The organism is Actinopolymorpha pittospori (genome assembly GCF_014873875.1).
GTDB lineage: Bacteria > Actinomycetota > Actinomycetes > Propionibacteriales > Actinopolymorphaceae > Actinopolymorpha > Actinopolymorpha pittospori.
The window spans coordinates 4,607,150-4,624,088 of sequence record NZ_JADBEM010000001.1 but is presented as its reverse complement, the minus strand read 5'-3'; the positions used below and the strand labels follow the sequence as shown (position 1 = coordinate 4,624,088).

The window sequence follows — 16,939 nt, the reverse complement described above, 5'->3', positions numbered from 1 at the left end:
GGTCGTGTCCTAGTACAGCCGTAATTCGTAATCTTGGTTTCGTCGTCGGTAGTGGCAGAGTCGGGCGTGGTGTTGGTGGTGGCGGCGGAATCGGCTCCATCGGATGGTGTGGGTTAGGGGGTGGCTTGGGTGGGTGATGGTGGCTCTGAGGTGCCGGATCTCGTTGCAGGTTAGGGGAACCATTGCTCTGCTGGGGTCGGGATGGCTGTCTGGGCCTGCTTGGACGGCGAGGAAGGCGTGGGCGAGCATGGCCAGGGTGGTCCAGCGGTGCCAGGAGGTCCAGGTACGGACTTGGTGCTCGTCCAGTGCGGCGCACCCTTTGCCGACTTGGATGTTCTCCTCGATTCGCCAGCGAGTTCCAGCGACCGTGGCCAGTCTTGCCAGGCTGACGTCGGTGGTGGCATGGCACAGGAAGTAGGCCTGTTCGCCGGTGGCCGGATGGCGGCGGACCAGCAGCCACCGGTAGCCAGCTCGGCTGAGGTTTGCCAGACGGGTGAGGGCCCAGTGGTAGAGCCGTTCGCCTTTGCTGCCTTTGCCGGCCGAGGCCAGGTGCCAGTCGGTTGCCGGTAACTGCGCGGCGAACTCATCGGCTCGCATTCTGCCGGTGCCTGTGCCGGTGCTCGTGTCTGCTGGAGTGGGGATCTGGGTGTCGCATGAGACTGCCATGACGTAGTTCAGGTGTCGTTCCTCGAAGGCTTGTCGCAGTCGGGGATTGTCGCCGTAGGCCTCATCGGCGCTGACCCACCCGGGCAGGATGCCGGCGGCCAACGCCCGGTCGGTCATGGCCAGCGCCAGCTGCGGTTTGGTCTGAAACTCCACATCTTCAGGCACGCCGGCCTCCGCCAGCCGGCCCGGATCGGTTGTCCAGGACTGGGGCAGGTACAGGCCGACGTCGATGAACGCGTGCCCGCGCGGGCTGGCCAGGGTGGCGAACACCGCGACCTGGCAGTTCTCGATCCGACCACACGTGCCTGAGTACTGCCGCTGCACCCCCACCGTGTGGCTGCCCTTCTTCTGATCCCCTGTCTCATCGAACACCAGCACCACCCGATCCGGATCCACGCCGTCGGTCAGGTTCGCCGCCACGTACTCGGCCAACTCACTTCGCACCGCCGCGTCGTCCCAGACCGCCCGGCCGAGCAGATACTGGATCCGATCCGGGCTGCGGTGCCCGGCATGCTCAGCCAGCGTCCAGCAGTTAGCCCTGGGCAGGCCCGCAAGCAGACCGTCGACCACGTCCCGCGCCGTCCGAGCGGTCTCCGGCCGGACAAAGCACGACCCAACCCGACGCATCAGCGCGTCCAACTCCCGCTCCCACCCAGCGACCTCTACGCTGAGAGCAGCGGCCGCCGCCTCAATGTCTATCGTCTTCACAAACGCAGACAATGTCGCGGCGGCCGCGCGCTGTCACAGCAACACGCCGAGCATCAAAACTCCGCCGACCAGCCGAGATCACGAATTACGGCTGTAGTACTAGTGTTGCGTGATTCTGGTTGCGTTACTTTTCGTGTTGTGGCTCGTTGACTCGGTGTGGAGCTTTCGGTGGAGCAGGACGCTGAGTTGCGGGCGTTGGTGAACAGTCGGGATGTGTCGGCTGTGCTGGCGACTCGGGCGCGGATCGTGTTGTGGCATGGGGAAGGGCGGCGTCGTAAGGACATCGCGGAGTTGGCGGGGGTGTCGTTGCCGACGGTGGATCGGTGGGTCCGCCGCTACGCCGAGCATGGTGTGGCCGGGTTGGATGATCGTGATCGGGCTGCGCCGCGGGTGCAGGTTCCTGCGCGGGTGCGGGCTCGGGTGGTGGCGTTGACCAGGACTTCTCCGCCGGCTGGGACGGGGCTGTCGCACTGGTCGACCCGTGGGTTGGCTGGGTATCTGAAGCGGGTCGAGGGGATCTGTGTGTCGTGGGGCTATGTGGCTCGGGTGTGGCGGGAGGAGGGGCTTGCGCCGCACCGGCATGGCACGTTCAAGTTGTCCAAGGATCCCGCGTTCGCGGAGAAGGTCGCCGACGTGGTCGGGTTGTATCTGGACCCGCCCGGTGGTGCGGTGGTGCTCTCCATCGATGAGAAGACACAGATCCAGGCGTTGGACCGCACCCAGCCGCTACTGCCGTTGGACTTCGGGGTCACCGAGAAACGCACCCACGACTACGTGCGGCACGGTGTCACGAACCTGTTCGCAGCCCTGGATGTGGGCACCGGCCAGGTCGTCGGGGAGTGCAGGCCGACCCGGGACGGGGTGAACTTCCTGGCCTTCTTGAAGAAGGCCGTCAAACCCCATGCGGGCAAAGAGGTCCATGTGGTGTTGGACAACCTGTCCACTCACACCACGCCGGAGGTGGAGGCCTGGCTGGAGGAGAATCCGCACGTCAAGTTCCACTTCACCCCGGTCGGATCGAGCTGGATCAACCAGGTCGAGACGTGGTTCGGGATCCTGACCCGCCAGGCGATCCGCCGCGGCACCTTCACCTCGGTGAACGTGCTGATCAGGCAGATCAAGGACTACATCGACACCTGGAACGTCGACGCGAAGCCGTTCGCCTGGACCGCTACCAGCGAAGAGATCCTCGCGAAGGTCCGCCTCGTCCAGACCAACGTCAAGAAACTCGTCGACAACAACGCGAAATAACGCGACCAGAATCACGCAACACTAGGTCGTGTCCTAGTCGCTGTCGCGGCTTCGGCGGCTCCACCATCCCATCGCCGCCGCGCCCGCGAGCGCACCGACCACCGCCGACACGACCTGCCCCGACCGCGCACCACGACGGCCGGCGCCGGGCCGCGCGGTGGGACGCCTCCCGGCCGTCGCCCCCGGCCCGTCCTGGCTCGAAACCTCCGAGCGGTCCTTGGTCGCGACCGCACTCACCGCCCAGGCTGCGCCGAGGACGGCCAGCCGGTCGAAGTAGTTGATCCAGACCAACAGGGCGATCATGATGGCGAACGCGCCGTACAACGGGTTCTGCGTGACGCTGCTGATGACCAGGCTCGCCAGCTGCTTGAGGACCTCGAAGCCGATGCCGGCGAGCAGCGCCCCCTTCCAGAGGGAGCCGGTCGGCACCTCGTGCTTGGGCAGCAGCCGGTAGAGCGTGAAGAAGAGCACGGTGTTGGCCCCCACACCGACCAGGAGGGCGGCGATCAGCAGCACCACCCCGATGCCGGGCATGTGCGAGAGCCCGAGCAGGCGGAGCACGGTGTCGGTGAAACCGGTGACCGACGTACCCAGGCCGACCGAGACGATCAGCACGATTCCCACGACGACCAGGACGAGCAGATCGAAGAGCTTGTTCAGGAAGAAGTTGCGCTTCTCCTCCGCCACGACGGCGAACACCGCCTGCAGTGACGTCCGCAACGCCGAGATCCAGCCCAGCCCGGAGTAGAGCAGCACCAACAGGCCGATCACACCGACGCCGGCCTTGTGGCTCGCGATTCCCTTGACGTTGATCTGGTCCGGGCCACTGCCGATCATGCCGGGCAGGACCGAGGCGAGCGCCCTCGTGACGGCCGCCTCCGCGTTCGGCACGTAGTCGACGACGTAGCCGACGGCGGCGAACAGCAGCGCCACCAGGGGAAAGAACGACAGGAAGGCGAAGTACGTCGCGGCGGCGGCGAGCTGGCTCCCCATCACGGAGTTGTAGTGGAGCAGCGCCCGCGCGAAGTGGTCCACGAAGGGCCACCGGGCCCGGGCACCCGCGACGACTGCCTGACCGCGCTCCTTGAGTCGCGAGACGTCCTTCCCGCGCTCCTTGAGCTGCGAAGCGTTCATGGTCTCCCGCTACCCCCCTCGCGCCGACGGCAAAGATCAGCTTCGCCGGAAGCTCGCCTTCACGCGAGTCGAGAGACCTCACGCCGGCCGCGGACGCGGTGGCTTCGAACACCTCGCCGCGAACTCTGCCACCATCTCCTCATGTGGGAGGCGCTGAGCCGGGTCGCCAGGCCCTACCTCGGACGCGCTGCCCGGCTGCGCTGGCTCCACCTCGTCCTCGGCGGCGCCGTCCTCATGCCGTACTTCCTCGTCGCGCTCACCGTCGTCGAGGCCGCGAACGGCGGGCCGAGCGCTGCCGGGTTGCTCGTCCAGTTCCGCGCCTTCGGCCTGTCCCTGCTGCTCGTCGCGGTGACGGCGTTCTTCTCGATAGTGCGCACCTTCGAGGTCAGCGCCGCCCGGCTGTTGCTCGGCGAGCGGGCGGCGTCCCTCACACCAGGTCCGCCGATCTCGCGCGGTGGACGGGCCCGGGCCGCGGTCTGGTACGTCGTCCACCTCGCCGCCGGCGCCGTCGTGAGCGCCCTGACCCTCGCGCTGCCGCCCGCCACCGTCGTACTGGTCGCGAGCCCGTTCGTCGACCTGCGGCCGGGCGCGTTTCGCGACGCCTGGCCGCTGTCCCTGCCTGCCTGGCTCCCCCCTCTGCTCGGGCTGGTCCTGCTCGCCGTCCTGGTCGGGGTGGCGCGTGCCACGGGCGGTGGTCTGGCCCGGCTGGCTCCGGCTCTCCTCGGTCCGTCGCCGAGGGACCGGCTCGCCGAGCTGGAACGCCGCACCGCCCGCTTGGCGGAGCGCAACCGGCTGGCGCGGGAGCTCCACGACTCGGTCGGCCATGCGCTGAGCGTGGTGACCATCCAGGCCGGGGCGGCCGGGCGAGTGATCGAGACCGACCCCGCGTTCGCCGCCCGGGCCCTCGGCGCCATCGAGGAGACCGCGCGGTCCGCCCTCGCCGACCTCGACCACGTACTCGGGCTGCTCCGCGAGGAGTCCTCGGGCACCGCCCCGACCCCTGACCTGGCCGGCCTGGACCGGCTGCTCGACCAGGCCCGCCTCGGCGGCCTGGTGGTCGACACCGAGGTCGCGGGCGACCCGGCGCTCCTCCCGGCCGTGGTGTCGCGGGAGGCCTACCGGGTCGTGCAGGAGGGCCTCACCAACGCCCTCCGCCACGCGGGCGCCGTGCCGGTCCGCCTACGCATCGACGTACGACCGTCCATCCTGTCCCTCGAACTCACCAACTCCCTCGTCACCGATCGCTCGCCCGCCCCCGGCGGCGGGCGCGGACTGGCCGGAATCGCCGAACGGGTCGAGAGCCTCGGTGGGCAGGTCAGCGCCGGCGTCGACGGGGCACGCTGGCGAGTCGCCGTGGAGGTTCCCCTGTGACCATCGCCATCCTGATCGCCGACGACGAGGACCTCGTGCGGGGTGGCCTGCGCGCGATCCTCGACGCCGAGGACGACCTGACCGTGGTCGGCGAGGCGGCGGACGGCGCGGAGGTCGTGCCGCTCGTCCGCCGGCTGCGCCCCGACATCGTGCTGATGGACGTACGCATGCCAGGCGTCGACGGCCTACAGGCCACCCGGCATCTGCTCACCACCGTCGCCGAACCACCGAAGATCCTGGTCGTGACGACGTTCGAGAACGACGAGTACGTCTACGAGGCGCTGCGAGCGGGCACCTCCGGGTTCCTGCTCAAGCGCACCCGGCCGGTGGAGATGCTGCGGGCGATCCGGCTGGTCGCCGAGGGTGACTCGCTGCTCTTTCCCGCCGCGATCCGCGGCCTGGCGGCGCGGCACGGTTCCTCGCGGGCTCCGCTCCCCCTCACCGAGCGCGAGGCGGAGACGCTGCGCCTGGTCGCGACCGGCCTGTCGAACGCCGAGATCGCCGCGAAGTTGTACGTCAGCACCGAGACGGTGAAGACGCACATGGGCAACATCCTGAGCAAGCTCGGGGCGCGGGACCGCACCCAGGCCGTGATCGCGGCGTACGAGTCGGGATTCGTCACGCCGCACTGAGTACCGCGGCCGGAACGTCGGCTTCGCGAGGTCAGCCGGCGGCCTCGGACGGCATCGGACCCGGCAACGGTCCGCCGAGGGCGAAGTCGCGCTGGGGCCGCCACACCGAGTCGTTGCCGTGCTCGAAGAGGCTGAACGCCTGCACGTTGAAGGCGCACGCGTAGCCGTCCAACGCCTCGTAGGCCTTGTCGAGCACGTGCTCGGGCAGGTCATGGGCGATGGTGACGTGCGGGTGGTAAGGGAAGGCGAGCTCGCGCTCGAGGGGCCCGCTGCGGACGCCGTTGGCGAGGCGTTCGCAGGAGGAGATGCCCTCCGCGACCGCGACGAAGACAACCGGGGACACCGGCCGGAACGTCGCGGTGCCGTGCAGGCGCATCGCGAACGGACGGGAGGTCTCGGCCACCGCCAGCAGATGGCGTTCGATCCCGTCCATCAGGTCGTCGTCGACCTCGGTCGGCGGCAGCAGGGTCACGTGGGTGGGAATGCCCTCGGCCAGCGGGTCGCCCAGTGCCGCGCGCCAGCGCTGCAGCTCGCCGCCGTATGGCTCGGGAATCGCGACGGCTACGCCAATCGTGCGCACGGGCGACGCCTAACGCTTCGCCACGATGAAGCCGAGCCGGTCCTCGGCCTCGCGAAGGGTCTCCGCGGCCACCGCGCGTGCGCGCTCGGCTCCCCGCGCGAGGATGTTGTCGAGACTCTCCGGGTCCTCCAGCAGCGCGAGCGTGCGCTCCCGGAACGGCGTCACGAACTCCACCACCGCGTCAGCGACGTCGCGCTTGAGGTCGCCGTAGCCGCGACCGCCGACGTAGTGCTCCTCGAGCGCGGGCACCGACTGCTCGGTGAGCGCGGACAGGATGGTGAGGAGGTTGGAGACGCCAGGCTTCTGGTCGTGGTCGAACCGGATCTCGCGGCCGGAGTCGGTGACGGCGCTGCGGATGCGCTTGGCGGAGACCTTCGGGTCGTCCAGCAGCTCGATGATGCCGCCCGGTGTCGAGGCGGACTTGCTCATCTTGGCTGTCGGGTCCTGCAGGTCGTAGATCTTGGCCGTCTCCTTGAGGATGTAGGCCTCGGGGATTCGGAAGGTGTCGCCGTACCTGCTGTTGAAGCGCTGGGCGAGATCACGGCTCAGCTCGAGGTGCTGGCGCTGGTCCTCACCGACCGGGACCTGGTCGGTCTGGTAGAGCAGGATGTCGGCGGCCATCAGCACCGGGTAGGTGAACAGCCCGACGGTGGCGCCCTCGGTGCCCTGACGCTGGGTCTTGTCCTTGAACTGCGTCATCCGGCTGGCTTCGCCGAAGCCGGTCAGGCAGCCGAGGATCCAGGCCAGCTGGGTGTGCTCGGCGACGTGGCTCTGGACGAACAGCGTGCACCGGTCAGGGTCGAGACCGGCCGCGAGCAGCTGGGCGACGGAGCGCAGGCTCCGCTCCCGCAGCAGGGCCGGGTCATGCCCCACGGTGATCGCGTGCAGGTCGACCACGCAGTAGAACGCGTCGTGATCGTCCTGCATACCGACCCACTGCCGAACGGCCCCCAGGTAGTTGCCCAGGTGGAAGGAGTCGGCGGTGGGCTGGATGCCCGAGAACACGCGCGGTCGCGACATGCACTGAATTGTGCCAGCCCTCCTCGGCGGAGCGGGCGACCAGTCCACACCCGGCCCGGCCGGGGCGTACTGCATACTGGATGATCACTGTCCGGCGCGGTTCCGACGCCGATCCGGGCCTGCTCGACCGCGTGAACGCCCGCGTCGACGCGCCCTCACTCCACCCCGTGACCTGCGGTTACTTACTCCCCACCCTGAGATTCCGGGACCGCACCGCCACGCAGTGTCGCGGACCCTCAGGTGCCGCCCTTCGCGTCCGCGGTCCTCGCCGGCTCACCGCCGTTCTGAGAGCCGGAGGATCCCGGGTCGGGCCCCCTCCGCTCCCCCGCCCGCTCCGCCGACGCCTCGCCGTCGTCCGACTCGCGAGGTTCGCCGGGTTCGCCGGGTTGGTCGCCGGGCTGGTCGCCGTCGTGGTGGTCCGACGGACCCGCCTGCAGCGTCAAGCGCAGTCGTGCCACCCGCCGACCGTCCATCTCGACGACCCGGAACCGGTGTCCGTCGAACTCGACCTCCTCGCCGGCCTGCGGCACGTGGCCGAGGAGGGAGACCGCGAAGCCCGCGACCGTCTCGTAGGGCCCGTCCGGGATGGTGACCCCGGTCTCGTCGGCGAAGTCGTCCAGGCTCAGTCGGCCGTCGACCTCGACGTCACCGGACAGCAGGCGGCGGGAATGCGCCTCCTCCACCGTGTCGTACTCGTCCCGAATGTCCCCGACGAGCTCCTCCACGAGGTCCTCGAGCGTCACGATGCCGGCCGTACCGCCGTACTCGTCGAGCACGATCGCGAGGTGGTTGCTCGTCGCGCGCATCTCCGACATCGCCGGGAGCACCCGCTTGGTACCGGGCAGGAACAGCACGTCACGGGCGAGGTCACCGACCCGGACCGACCGGGTGGCGACCTCCGGGTTGAGCAGGTCACGGACGTGGACGAAACCCACGACGTCGTCGGCCGAGCCACGCACCACCGGGTAGCGGGAGTGCGGCCGTTCGATCACCAGCTTGACCGTCTTGTAGACGGGCGTCGACGCGTCCAGGAAGTCGGTCTCGGTACGCGGCAGCATCACCTCGCGGAGCTGGCGGGTGCCCGCGGCGAACACCTCGTCGACGATCGCCCGCTCCTCCTCACCGAGCGTCTCGTGCGCCGAGACGAGTTCGCGAAGCTCCTCGTCACTCATCTGCTCGCGGCCGACGTTGGGGTCTCCGCCGAGCAGGCGGACGACGACGTTGGTCGACTTGGACAGGAACCAGATGACCGGCCGGGCCAGGACGGCGATCCGGGCGATCATCGGCGCCAGGGCCGAGGCCACCGACTCTGCCCGCTGCAGCGCGAGCCGCTTGGCCGCGAGCTCGCCGAGCACGATCGAGACGTAGGACACCGCGATCGTGATCAGGACCAGGGCCACCGGCTCCGAGGCGCCCTTCGGCACCCCGATCCGCTGCAGGACCGGGGCGAGGTCGGAGGAGAGGTTGGCACCCGCGAACGCCGACGCCAGGAAGCCCGAGAGCGTGACGCCGATCTGGACGGCGGACAGGAACTGGTTGGGGTCGCTGGTGAGGCGGGCGATCACCTCGCCGCGCCGGCCGCGTTGGGCGAGTGACTTGACCTGACCCTCACGCAACGAGACGAGGGCCATCTCCGCGGCGGCGAAAACGCCACCGATCAGGACAAACACGAGCGCGAGCGCGATGTTGGCCAGAACGCCGTTCATGGGCACGTCACCGCGGACTCAGAGGTTACGCGGTCGCCGGGTATGGCAGGCCGGACCGCAGGTTTTCGCCATGCGAACAACACTAACGACTCCCTTCAGGAGCATCCGCACACCGCACCCGCACGGCGCCGGCCTCCTGGGCACGACGCTAGGGTTTCTCCGACGTACGCGCGACCGCTCCGGTTTCGTGCCTACGTCGACCAGGCCGACGGCGTAGGTGGAGACGGGCAGGGATGAAGAAGACGACGACCCGGTTGGCCGACGGGCGGGAACTGATCTACTTCGACGAGTCCGACGGCCTCGCCCGCGACGCCGTCGACCAGCGAGACCTCGGGCCCCGCTCGCCCGGCTCGGAGCTGCGCTACGACGCCCTCCTCGACGAGTGGGTCGCGGTGGCCGCGCACCGCCAGTCCCGCACCTTCCTGCCCCCGGCCGACCAGTGCCCGCTGTGCCCGTCCAGGCCGGGTCACCCTTCGGAGATCCCCGACAGCGCCTACGACGTGGTGGTCTTCGAGAACCGCTTCCCCTCCTTCGCCATGGAGGCCGCCGTCACCGGGGTCGCGAGCGCGAACGGCTCGGCCGCCGGGGGCCCCGACGGTGACCTGTTCGCCCGCCGGCCCGGTGTGGGACGGTGCGAGGTGGTCTGCTTCACCTCCGACCACGGCCTGGCGTTCGGGTCGCTCACCCCGTCCCGGGTCCGGACCGTCATGGAGGCCTGGGTCGACCGGACCTCCGAGCTCAGCGCCGTGCCGGGTGTGGAGCAGGTCTTCTGCTTCGAGAACCGCGGCGAGGAGATCGGTGTCACCCTGCACCATCCGCACGGGCAGATCTACGCCTACCCGTTCGTGACCCCACGGACGCGGCGGATGCTGGACTCCGCTCGGGCCTACGCCTACCGCACGTCCCGCAACCTCTTCGAGGACGTCCTCGCCGCCGAGCGCTCCGCCCAGGTCCGGGTGGTCGCCCAGACCGCCCACTGGACGGCGTTCGTCCCCGCCGCGGCCCGCTGGCCGGTCGAGGTGCACTTCTACCCGCACCGCCGGGTGCCTGACCTGCCCGCGCTCAACGACGCCGAACGGGACGACTTCGGCCCGCTCTACCTCCGCGTGCTGCGGGCACTCGACCGCTACTTCGTCCCCGAGGGAGCCGCCCCGACTCCGCCGCCCGGCGGACCGGCGCCGGCGTCGACCGGTACGCCCGCCCCGGCCGGCGTACCGCTCCCCTACATCTCCTCCTGGCACCAGGCGCCTGTGCACCTCGACCGCGACCTCGCCGCGCTGCACCTGCAGGTGTTCTCGATCCGACGTGCCGCGAACAAGCTCAAGTACCTCGCGAGCTCGGAGTCCGCGATGGGGGTCTGGATCAACGACGTACGACCCGAGGACATCGCCGCCCGGCTGCGGGGACTGATGGACGAGGTCGGCCCGGTCGAGGAAGGTGCACGATGAAGCTCCTGGTCACCGGTGGCGCCGGCTACATCGGCGGCATCGTCGCGACTCTGCTGCTCGAGGCCGGCCACGAGGTCACGGTCCTCGACGACCTGTCCACGGGGCACCGGGACGGCGTTCCGGAGGGTGCGACGTTCCATGAGGGCCGGATCGACGAGGCGGGCGACGTCCTCGACCCCTCCTACGACGGCGTCCTCCACTTCGCCGCGAAGTCGGTCGTCGGCGAGTCGGTGGAAAAGCCGGACCTGTACTGGCGGACGAACGTCGGCGGCACGCTCGCCCTGCTCGACGCGATGCGCGCGGCGGAGGTCCGCCGGATCGTCTTCTCCTCGACTGCGGCGACCTACGGCGCACCCGCCCGGATGCCGATCACCGAGGACACCCCGCCGGTGCCGACGAACCCCTACGGCGCCTCCAAGCTGTCCGTCGACCGGATGCTGGAGGGTGAGGCACGCGCCTACGGCCTCGCCGCGGTCAGCCTGCGCTACTTCAACGTGGCAGGCGCCTACCGGGGTCACGGCGAGCGCCACGACCCCGAGACGCATCTGATCCCGAACCTCCTCGCGGTCGCGGCCGGTGAGCGCCCGCACGCGCAGGTGTTCGGCACCGACTACCCGACCCGCGACGGCACCGCCGTCCGCGACTACCTCCACGTGGTCGACCTCGCCGACGCCCACCTGCGGGCCCTGGCGAAGGCGACGCCGGGGCGGCACCTCGTCTGCAACCTGGGCACCGGTACGGGGTCGACGGTCCAGGAGGTGCTGGAGGCCGTCCGCAAGGTGACCGGCCACCCGGTCCCCGTGGTGGAGTCGCCCCGGCGGGCGGGCGATCCACCCTCGCTCGTCGCGTCGTACGACCGGGCCGCGGCCGAACTCGGCTGGGTGCCCGGCCGCGACCTCACCACGATGGTCGCGGATGCCTGGGCCTATCGACAGCAGCATGGAGGGACGGCACGGTGAGTCTCCTTTCGGCGTTCGAGTCGACACTCGGCGGGCGGGCCGACGGCACCTGGGCCGCGCCCGGCCGGGTCAATCTGATCGGCGAGCACACCGACTACAACGACGGCTTCGTGCTCCCCCTCGCCCTGCCCCAGGGCGTGGTGGCGGCGGTGGCGAAGCGATCGGACGGCCTGCTCCGGATGGCCTCGCGCCAGGCCGACGGCCGGGTCGAGACGCGGGTAGACACACTCGCGCCCGGGTCCGTGACCGGCTGGGCCGCCTACGTCGCCGGCGTGGTGTGGTCCCTGCGGGAGGCGGGCCACGAGGTCGGTGGGCTGGACATCCTCGTGGACGGCGACGTGCCGCCGGGGGCCGGGCTGTCCTCCTCCGCCGCGCTGGAGTGCGCCACGGCGCTCGCGATCAAGGACCTCTACGACCTCGACGTGGAGCCGGCCGCGATGGCCCGGCTGGCCCAGCGGGCCGAGAACGACTTCGTCGGGATGCCCTGCGGGATCATGGACCAGTCCGCCTCGCTGCTGTGTGAGCGGGAGCACGTCCTCTTCCTCGACACCCGGACGCTGGTGACCGAGCAGGTGCCGTTCGACCTCGGTACCCACGGCCTCGCCCTGCTCGTCGTCGACACCCGCGCACCGCACCAGCTCGTCGACGGTGAGTACGCCGCGCGCCGGCGTGCCTGCGAGGAGGCGGCCGCGGCCCTCGGCATCACCGCGCTGCGCGACATCGAGCCCGACGGTCTCGAGGAGGCGTTGGCGCGCCTCGACGACGAGGTGAGCCGCAAGCGTGTCCGGCACGTCGTGACCGAGGACGCCCGCGTCCTGGAGACGGTGGCCCGGCTGCGCGGCGGCAGCCCCGACACCATCGGGCCGCTGCTCACGGCGTCCCACGAGTCGTTGCGCGACGACTTCGAGGTGACGGTGCCCGAACTCGACAAGGCTGTCGAAGCGGCGTTGGACGCCGGCGCGCTCGGAGCTCGGATGACCGGTGGCGGCTTCGGGGGTTGCGTGATCGCCCTCGTCCAGGCCGACGCGGGCGAAGTGGTCGCCCGCCGCGTGGCCGAGGCGTTCGCGGGCGCCGGGTTCGGCGCACCCGCCGCCTTCGTCGCCCAGCCCTCCGCCGGCGCCCGTCGGATCACCTGAGGCCGCGATTCGCCCATGTCGAGCTGCTGCAGCCCCTCCGCCGGCCAGGACACGTCCACGTCCTCGACGTCCGGGACGGAGCCGAACCCCGACCCGACCGCCGACCTCGACGCGGCGCTGGCGTTCCAGGTGCCCGCGGGTGACCCTCGTCAGGTCGCCCGCGGCATGGTCGCCATCCCCGCGGGTGAGTTCCTCATGGGGGGCGCCGACCCCGACGCCTTCCCCGACGACGGTGAGGGCCCGGTCCGCCCGGTCCGGGTCTCGGGTTACCTCCTCGACGAGACAGCCGTCACCAACCGGCAGTTCGGGGCGTTCGTCAAGGCCACCGGGTACGTCACCGACGCCGAGCGCTTCGACTGGTCGTTCGTCTTCCACCTGTTCGTCGGGCCGCGGCAACGCCGCCACGTCATGGACGCGAGCGTGCCGGGTGCGCCGTGGTGGCTCGCCGTCACCGGCGCGACCTGGCGTACGCCGGAAGGCCCGGGCAGCGACATCAGCACCCGACCGCAGCACCCGGTCGTCCACGTGTCCTGGCGGGACGCCTACGCCTACGCCCGCTGGGCCGGCAAGCGCCTGCCGACCGAGGCCGAGTGGGAACGAGCCGCGCGTGGTGGCCTGGCTCGGGCGAAGTACGCCTGGGGCGACGACCTCACCCCGCGCGGACGTTGGCGCTGCAACATCTGGCAGGGACAGTTCCCGCGCGTCAACACCACCGAGGACGGCCACATCGGAACGGCACCGGTGAAGTCCTTCGCGCCCAACGGGTTCGGACTGTACGAGGTGGCGGGCAACGTGTGGGAGTGGTGCGCCGACCGGTGGAGCACCACCTGGCACGCGGCCGACCGGCCGGAGACGCGGGTCGACCCGCTCGGACCTCCCGACGGCGACACCCGGGTCATGCGGGGCGGGAGCTACCTGTGCCACGAGTCCTACTGCAACCGCTACCGCGTCGCCGCCCGCACCAGCAACACACCGGACAGCGCCAGCGGCAACCTCGGCTTCCGCTGCGCCGCCGACCTCCCCTGACCGAGGCCACCAGGGAGCACCCATGCCGGACGGGCGCGCCCGTCTTCCTCGGCGGTGGGTACGTCCCGCTCCGGGACCCGGACCACGACCTGGGCGCGTGGGAGAACGCCGAGGAGCTGATCACCGCCGACGCCGTGAAGGTGCTGGCGCGGGAGGACGTGGCCGCCGCGTTCGTCTACTTCGGCGGACCCGACATCGTCGCCCACGAACCCGGCGCCGGCCGGAGTACCGTGCCGACCGACCCGCCCGCCTGGCCAGCACAGGCCCGACATCCACCCGCACGTCCTGGCCACGCTCGGCATCGCCCTCGACCCAGGCTGGGAGCTCGCCGGCTGCCCGTTCGACGCGGAGCCCGGGCAGCACTGAGGGCCGAGCCGCCGTGCGCCACCCGACGCCGGGGTTGGCCGTCCTGAAGGGGACGTCACCCTTCCCGGTGGCCCCGGCGTACCGCTCGAATGGACGGGTCCGGCAGGCCACGGACGTGCCACGGCCTGCCCACAACGAGTGCCAAAGGAGAGGCCGAACCACCGATGAAGATCGAAAGCATCGAAACGTTCCTCGCCGACCAGTTCGCGATCGTACGGATCCGGACCGACGACGGTGTGGAGGGGATCGGCCAGACCGCGCCCTACCGAGCTGGACTCGCCGTTCGCGCCCTGCACGAGATGGCGGCGCCCTACTTCCTCGGCCAGGACCCCTGGGACCTCGAGGCCCTGGTCGAGCGCTGCGAGCGCGGGGAGTACAAGTTCCCGAGCTCGTTCCTCTACCGCGCGCTCTGTGGGATCGACACCGCGCTGTGGGACCTGCTCGGCAAGGCGACCGGGCAGCCGGTCTACAAGCTGCTCGGCGGCCAGGTGCGCGACTTCGTTCCGATGTACGCGTCGAGCATGAGCCGCAAGATCACCCCCGAGGACGAGGCGGAGCGCCTGCAGCGGCTTCGGGAGGAGCACGGGTTCCGCTGCGCGAAGATCCGGATCGGTGACGTGATGGCACGTGACCGGGACGCCTGGCCGGGACGGACCGAGAAGATCATCCCGTACCTCCGCTCCGCCATGGGTGACGAGTTCGACATCCACGCCGACGCCAACAGCGGGTTCACGGTCTCGCGGGCGATCCGGGTGGGCCGGATCCTCGAGGACAACCGCTACTCCCACTTCGAGGAGCCCTGCCCCTACCCGCTGATCGAGAACACCGCGCAGGTCGCGGCCGCGCTCGACATCCCGGTCGCGGGCGGTGAGCAGGACAACTCGCTGCCGCAGTTCCGCCGGATGATCGAGATGCACGCCGTCGACATCGTCCAGCCCGACATCGGCTACCTGGGTGGCGTCGCCCGTGCCCGCCGGGTCGCGCGGATGGCCGAGGACGCCGGCATCCCGTGTACGCCGCACTGCGCGAACGTCTCGATGCTGCAGCTGTTCACCCTGCACCTCGCCGCGTCGATGCCGGCCTGCCACCAGTACCACGAGTGGAGCATCGAGGACACGCCGTGGACCCACGGTGTCTTCGAGCCCGAACTCCGGGTCGTGGACGGCGGCGTCCGCGTCTCCCAGGCGCCTGGCTGGGGAGTCGAGATCACGCCGGAGTTCCTCCGCGACGCCCACCGCGAGGTCTCGACCGTCGGCTGAGCAGCAGAGACCTCGACGGACTCCCCGTGGGGAGCGCGGGACGCCCCCGCGGCCCGCGTGCCGCGGTGTGGAGTCCGTCGAGGTCGGCCGCGTTCGCCGCGTTCGCCGCGTTCGCCGCGTTCGCTGTACCCGCCGTACCTTCGCGAGGAGACCCGCATGAGCGATCGACCCAACGTCGTTCTGATCTGCGTCGACCAGTGGCGCGGTGACTGCCTGTCGATCGAGGGGCATCCCGTTCTGCACACCCCACACCTCGACGCACTCGCGCTGCGTGGCGCGCGTTTTCCCCGCGCGTACTCCGCGACCCCGACCTGTGTGCCCGCCCGGATGGCGCTGATGACCGGCCTGTCCCAGCGGACCCATCGCCGGGTCGGCTACCAGGACGGGGTGGAGTTCGACGTCGACACGACCCTGCCCGGCGAGTTCCGCCGCAACGGGTACCAGACGCAGGCGATCGGCAAGATGCACTACACGCCGACCCGGGCCCGGCTCGGGTTCGACGACGTGATCCTGCACGACGGCTACATGCACTACGGCCGGCGCCGGTCCCGCCCGGTCGAGAGCTACGACGACTACGTTCCCTGGCTACGGGAGCAGGCCGGCCAGAGCGCGGTCTCGGACTACTTCGACCACGGCGTCAACTGCAACTCCTACGTCGCCCGGCCCTGGGACAAGGACGAGGCCCTGCACCCGACCACGTGGATCGGCACCCAGGCGATCTCCTGGCTGTACCGGCGCGACCCGACCGCGCCGTTCTTCCTCTACCTGTCGTTCCACCGGCCGCACCCGCCGTTCGACCCGCCGGCTTGGGCGTTCGAGCAGTACCTCCACGCGCCGCCGTACGAGCCGCCGGTGGGCGACTGGTGGGAGCAGTACGCCGACCACCGCGAGGACCACCGCCACGACGCCTTCGTCGCCCAGTTCCCGCCGCACGTCCTGCAACGGGCCAGGGCCGGCTACTACGGGCACATGGCGCACATCGACCTGCAGATCAACCGCTTCCTCGAGGCGCTCGCGGAGTTCGAACTCGACAAGGACACCTACGTCTGCTTCGTCTCCGACCACGGCGAGATGCTCGGCGACCACCACCTCTTCCGGAAGGGCTTCCCGTACGAGGGGTCGGCGCGCATCCCCTTCCTGCTCGCCGGGCCAGGGACCGGACGGGGCGTCCGCCGGGAGGAGGTCGTCGAACTCCGCGACGTGATGCCGACGCTGCTCGACTGCGCCGGCCTGGACATCCCGGACACGGTGGAGGGCCGCAGCCTGCTCGGCCTGGCGCGGGACGAGCGGCCGACCGACTGGCGTCCGTACCTGCACGGCGAGCACGCGCTGCTCGGCCAGTCCCTGCAGTGGCTCACCGACGGCCGGCAGAAGTACGTCTGGCAGTCCGGTCCGGGCCGGGAGCAGTTGTTCGACCTGGCCGTGGACCCGCAGGAGTTGCGCGACCGATCCGACGACCCGTCGTACGCCGACGATCTCCACCGCTGGCGGCGGACCCTCGTCGAGGAACTGCGCGGGCGACCCGAGGGGTACGTCAAGAACGGCCTGCTGGTACCCGCCCAGCCGCCACTCACCCTCCTCCCCCGCTGAGGCTGGCGCCCGAAACGGCGTCACCCACCTGGTCCGGAGAACCAGGTGGGTGACGTGAGAGTGGAACGGAGGCGCGGCTACGTCGGC

14 protein-coding genes are annotated in these 16,939 nt (G+C 70.5%); 9 read left to right on the top strand and 5 right to left on the bottom strand.

Annotation, left to right across the window (positions count from 1 at the left end; all coding sequences use genetic code 11):
- Positions 1-9: 9 nt before the first annotated feature.
- Positions 10-1,293, bottom strand: a complete 1,284-nt coding sequence (locus HEB94_RS21820) for an IS701 family transposase (protein ID WP_192756600.1) — start codon at positions 1,291-1,293, stop codon at positions 10-12.
- A 249-nt stretch (positions 1,294-1,542) separates the two neighbouring features.
- Here HEB94_RS21820 and HEB94_RS21815 point away from each other — a divergent pair, with 249 nt between their 5' ends.
- The gene (locus HEB94_RS21815; protein WP_202896425.1) at positions 1,543-2,625 is read left to right on the top strand and encodes an IS630 family transposase; all 1,083 of its coding nucleotides are present in this window, start codon (positions 1,543-1,545) and stop codon (positions 2,623-2,625) included.
- Positions 2,626-2,658: 33 nt separating this feature from the next.
- On the opposite strand, the gene HEB94_RS21810 is transcribed toward HEB94_RS21815, so the two are convergent.
- A complete protein-coding gene (locus HEB94_RS21810) occupies positions 2,659-3,759 on the bottom strand; it encodes a YihY/virulence factor BrkB family protein (protein ID WP_192751613.1) in 1,101 nt (366 codons plus the stop codon).
- A gap of 141 nt (positions 3,760-3,900) precedes the next feature.
- On the opposite strand from HEB94_RS21810, the gene HEB94_RS21805 reads away from it, so the two are divergent.
- Entirely contained in the window at positions 3,901-5,130 is a 1,230-nt protein-coding gene (locus tag HEB94_RS21805; RefSeq protein WP_192751612.1) for a sensor histidine kinase, read from the top strand.
- Positions 5,127-5,762, top strand: a complete 636-nt coding sequence (locus tag HEB94_RS21800) for a response regulator (RefSeq protein WP_192751611.1) — start codon at positions 5,127-5,129, stop codon at positions 5,760-5,762. Before HEB94_RS21805 ends, HEB94_RS21800 begins: the two co-directional genes overlap by 4 nt.
- 31 nt (positions 5,763-5,793) lie before the next feature.
- Here the strand turns inward: HEB94_RS21800 and HEB94_RS21795 are convergent, their stop codons facing one another.
- The 3 genes from HEB94_RS21795 to HEB94_RS21785 form a co-directional block, all read right to left on the bottom strand.
- On the bottom strand, positions 5,794-6,342 hold the full coding sequence (locus HEB94_RS21795; RefSeq protein WP_192751610.1) for a 2'-5' RNA ligase family protein: 549 nt from the start codon (positions 6,340-6,342) through the stop codon (positions 5,794-5,796).
- A gap of 9 nt (positions 6,343-6,351) precedes the next feature.
- On the bottom strand, positions 6,352-7,362 hold the full coding sequence (gene trpS, locus HEB94_RS21790; RefSeq protein WP_192751609.1) for a tryptophan--tRNA ligase: 1,011 nt from the start codon (positions 7,360-7,362) through the stop codon (positions 6,352-6,354).
- A gap of 236 nt (positions 7,363-7,598) precedes the next feature.
- The gene (locus HEB94_RS21785; protein WP_238361592.1) at positions 7,599-9,068 is read right to left on the bottom strand and encodes a hemolysin family protein; all 1,470 of its coding nucleotides are present in this window, start codon (positions 9,066-9,068) and stop codon (positions 7,599-7,601) included.
- Between the two features lie 233 nt (positions 9,069-9,301).
- Here HEB94_RS21785 and galT point away from each other — a divergent pair, with 233 nt between their 5' ends.
- From galT to HEB94_RS21755, 6 genes are all read left to right on the top strand, one after another.
- Positions 9,302-10,516, top strand: coding sequence for a galactose-1-phosphate uridylyltransferase (gene galT / locus HEB94_RS21780; protein ID WP_192751608.1), 1,215 nt, complete (start codon positions 9,302-9,304; stop codon positions 10,514-10,516).
- On the top strand, positions 10,513-11,475 hold the full coding sequence (galE, locus tag HEB94_RS21775; protein ID WP_192751607.1) for a UDP-glucose 4-epimerase GalE: 963 nt from the start codon (positions 10,513-10,515) through the stop codon (positions 11,473-11,475). The genes galT and galE overlap by 4 nt, the downstream gene beginning before the upstream one ends.
- On the top strand, positions 11,472-12,611 hold the full coding sequence (gene galK / locus HEB94_RS21770; RefSeq protein WP_192751606.1) for a galactokinase: 1,140 nt from the start codon (positions 11,472-11,474) through the stop codon (positions 12,609-12,611). Before galE ends, galK begins: the two co-directional genes overlap by 4 nt.
- 15 nt (positions 12,612-12,626) lie before the next feature.
- Positions 12,627-13,637 (top strand): formylglycine-generating enzyme family protein, encoded by a 1,011-nt coding sequence (locus HEB94_RS21765; protein WP_192751605.1) that lies wholly within the window; start codon positions 12,627-12,629, stop codon positions 13,635-13,637.
- 530 nt (positions 13,638-14,167) lie between these two features.
- Complete coding sequence (locus HEB94_RS21760; RefSeq protein ID WP_192751604.1) at positions 14,168-15,262, top strand: mandelate racemase/muconate lactonizing enzyme family protein; 1,095 nt, start codon at positions 14,168-14,170, stop codon at positions 15,260-15,262.
- Positions 15,263-15,418: 156 nt separating this feature from the next.
- The gene (locus tag HEB94_RS21755; protein ID WP_192751603.1) at positions 15,419-16,852 is read left to right on the top strand and encodes an arylsulfatase; all 1,434 of its coding nucleotides are present in this window, start codon (positions 15,419-15,421) and stop codon (positions 16,850-16,852) included.
- The last annotated feature ends 87 nt before the right edge of the window (positions 16,853-16,939 follow it).

Bases quoted from the DNA above. Each gene is read 5' to 3' on its own strand.
- HEB94_RS21820 (WP_192756600.1), bottom strand. From the start codon at position 1,293: ATGCGTCGGGTTGGGTCGTGCTTTGTCCGGCCGGAGACCGCTCGGACG.
- HEB94_RS21810 (WP_192751613.1), bottom strand. From the start codon at position 3,759: ATGAACGCTTCGCAGCTCAAGGAGCGCGGGAAGGACGTCTCGCGACTC.
- HEB94_RS21805 (WP_192751612.1), top strand. From the start codon at position 3,901: ATGTGGGAGGCGCTGAGCCGGGTCGCCAGGCCCTACCTCGGACGCGCT.
- trpS (WP_192751609.1), bottom strand. From the start codon at position 7,362: ATGTCGCGACCGCGCGTGTTCTCGGGCATCCAGCCCACCGCCGACTCC.
- HEB94_RS21785 (WP_238361592.1), bottom strand. From the start codon at position 9,068: ATGAACGGCGTTCTGGCCAACATCGCGCTCGCGCTCGTGTTTGTCCTG.
- galT (WP_192751608.1), top strand. From the start codon at position 9,302: ATGAAGAAGACGACGACCCGGTTGGCCGACGGGCGGGAACTGATCTAC.
- galE (WP_192751607.1), top strand. From the start codon at position 10,513: ATGAAGCTCCTGGTCACCGGTGGCGCCGGCTACATCGGCGGCATCGTC.
- HEB94_RS21765 (WP_192751605.1), top strand. From the start codon at position 12,627: ATGTCGAGCTGCTGCAGCCCCTCCGCCGGCCAGGACACGTCCACGTCC.
- HEB94_RS21760 (WP_192751604.1), top strand. From the start codon at position 14,168: ATGAAGATCGAAAGCATCGAAACGTTCCTCGCCGACCAGTTCGCGATC.
- HEB94_RS21755 (WP_192751603.1), top strand. From the start codon at position 15,419: ATGAGCGATCGACCCAACGTCGTTCTGATCTGCGTCGACCAGTGGCGC.